This is a genomic window from uncultured Rothia sp. (assembly GCF_937976295.1).
Lineage (GTDB): Bacteria > Actinomycetota > Actinomycetes > Actinomycetales > Micrococcaceae > Rothia.
The window spans coordinates 1-1,810 of the sequence record NZ_CALJRY010000310.1 but is presented as its reverse complement, the minus strand read 5'-3'; the positions used below and the strand labels follow the sequence as shown (position 1 = coordinate 1,810).

At 47.1% G+C, this 1,810-nt stretch carries 2 protein-coding genes; both read right to left on the bottom strand.

From position 1 onward, the window contains the following. Positions 1-413 precede the first annotated feature (413 nt). Complete coding sequence (locus tag Q0216_RS08230) at positions 414-1,307, bottom strand: hypothetical protein (protein WP_298594443.1); 894 nt, start codon at positions 1,305-1,307, stop codon at positions 414-416. 24 nt (positions 1,308-1,331) lie between these two features. Further along, on the bottom strand, positions 1,332-1,553 hold the full coding sequence (locus tag Q0216_RS08225; RefSeq protein WP_298594441.1) for a hypothetical protein: 222 nt from the start codon (positions 1,551-1,553) through the stop codon (positions 1,332-1,334). Between the last annotated feature and the right edge of the window lie 257 nt (positions 1,554-1,810).

Genomic DNA, 1,810 nt, shown 5'->3' with positions numbered 1-1,810 from the left:
AGAAAGTCCGGAAGTCTCGCACGCGAAAAAAGAGGTGGTTGGTCCCTTTTTTCACGTACACCACTATATAGATATTTTACAACGAGATGAAGTGCAATAGGGGGCGTGTGGTCAGGGTCAACAATTGTGTCGTAAAAAGCCTCTGACAATGCGCTTTGGTGCAGATTTGCGGGATCCTTCGGGTAGGTTCGGTGCGGTGTTAGACGGGGGTTATCGACGCTTTGTTCCTGTGAATTCTGGATTTAGAAAACATTTCTGAACATTGTGCAGAGATGCACATAACAGAACTGCAAATAACCGGAATTAATGATGCAAAAAAACACAGAAAAGCGAGCAGAACACGCAAATGGGGTTTGATTTCCTGAATCATTCAGAAAATCAAACCCCATTTAGCTGAGATTATCTAGAAGGTATTAGTTCCTTCGAGACTGCAGCGGAACGCGGGTTCCGACTCCATTATTGACGATGCGTCGCTCACCCTGCTCAGCGGCAACGTTATTCGCATTCTCAACCACGGGCTGCTCAGCCTCGTTTGAGGCGGGAGCTTCCGCCTCCTTGTCAGCTTCCTTCTCAGCGGGCTGCTCAGCAACCGGCGCCTTGGAGGTAGCCTGCAAATCGAAGCTTATATTCGGACGAACGTTACGTCGGCTAATGCCCGGGTGAACCTCAACAGCGATGAGGTTCTCACCAGCCTTCAGCTTGGAAGAAGGAACGGTAAAGGTCACCGGAGTCTTCTGAGCCGTAGCAGTATCAATCGAGCTCGATGCAATCGTGCTATTCCACAGCTTTCCACGGGTGTCGAAGTTGGAACGACCAACCTCTTCACCGTTGACACCCACCGCAATAGCGTCATCCGCGTAGGTGGTCAGCACCAGGTCGCGGCTCGCCTGCTCACGAGTGAGCTGGATGGTGGTGTAGGCGTAGATATTGGGCTGGGTACGCACAAGCGGAACCTTAACGGAGGTGTTGAGGTTACCGGAGCCGACACCAATCGGGGTCTTGCCGGTCTGCCATGCTTCCTGCGCGATATCTTCCAAGGTGAAGTGGAAGTTGTACTTCCAACCGTACTTACGGTTAGGAGCCTTGCTGGAGACCATGTACTTCCACTCGGACGCGTAGGGCAGAACAATCTGGTCCTTAGCGGCCTCGTCCTTAGGAGTTTCTTCCTTCGGGTCCTCAGGCTTGGGATCGGCAGGCTTAGGCTCCTCAACCTTCGGGTCCGGATCCTGGGCCTTCGGTGCCTCAGTAGTCGCTTCTGCACTCGGGGTAGCGCTTGCCGAAGCACTGGGGTCAGCGCCCGTCGGCATGTATTAGCTCTAGAATTACCACAGTTATCCAAGTAGGAGAGGAGCGGTATAATCGTCTTGAACTTCTTTATATAAATTACCATCTATCCCTAACATATCACCAATAGCTGTATATGGCTTTTTTAATCCTTCTTTATTTAATCTAATAAATAAATCTAAGTTATCTTTTATGTCTTCTTTTCTTAAACATGTAACTACTGTATCTGCTATTTCTCCAGGTTGATTAACACTTTCTGATATTTCCATTACAATACCAACTATTGTAAATTCTCTTTTTTGTGTATTTAGAATTTTTAGTAGAAAAATGTAAATATAATATAAAAGATAGGAAGAAAAATCGTTTTGTAGTGAAAGTAATGAAAGCTAGCCCCTAGCTTTCATTACAGGTAAAATTCGAGACCAAGGCTCGAATTTTAGCCATGAGACTCGCTTGCGAGGCTGCTGGCGACCTCACAAACAAATAAGATCTTTCTTCCTATCTTTTATATATTCATGGCGTATTT

Excerpts from the sequence above, each read along its gene's own strand:
- Q0216_RS08230 (WP_298594443.1), bottom strand. The coding sequence starts at position 1,307 with ATGCCGACGGGCGCTGACCCCAGTGCTTCGGCAAGCGCTACCCCGAGT.
- Q0216_RS08225 (WP_298594441.1), bottom strand. The coding sequence starts at position 1,553 with ATGGAAATATCAGAAAGTGTTAATCAACCTGGAGAAATAGCAGATACA.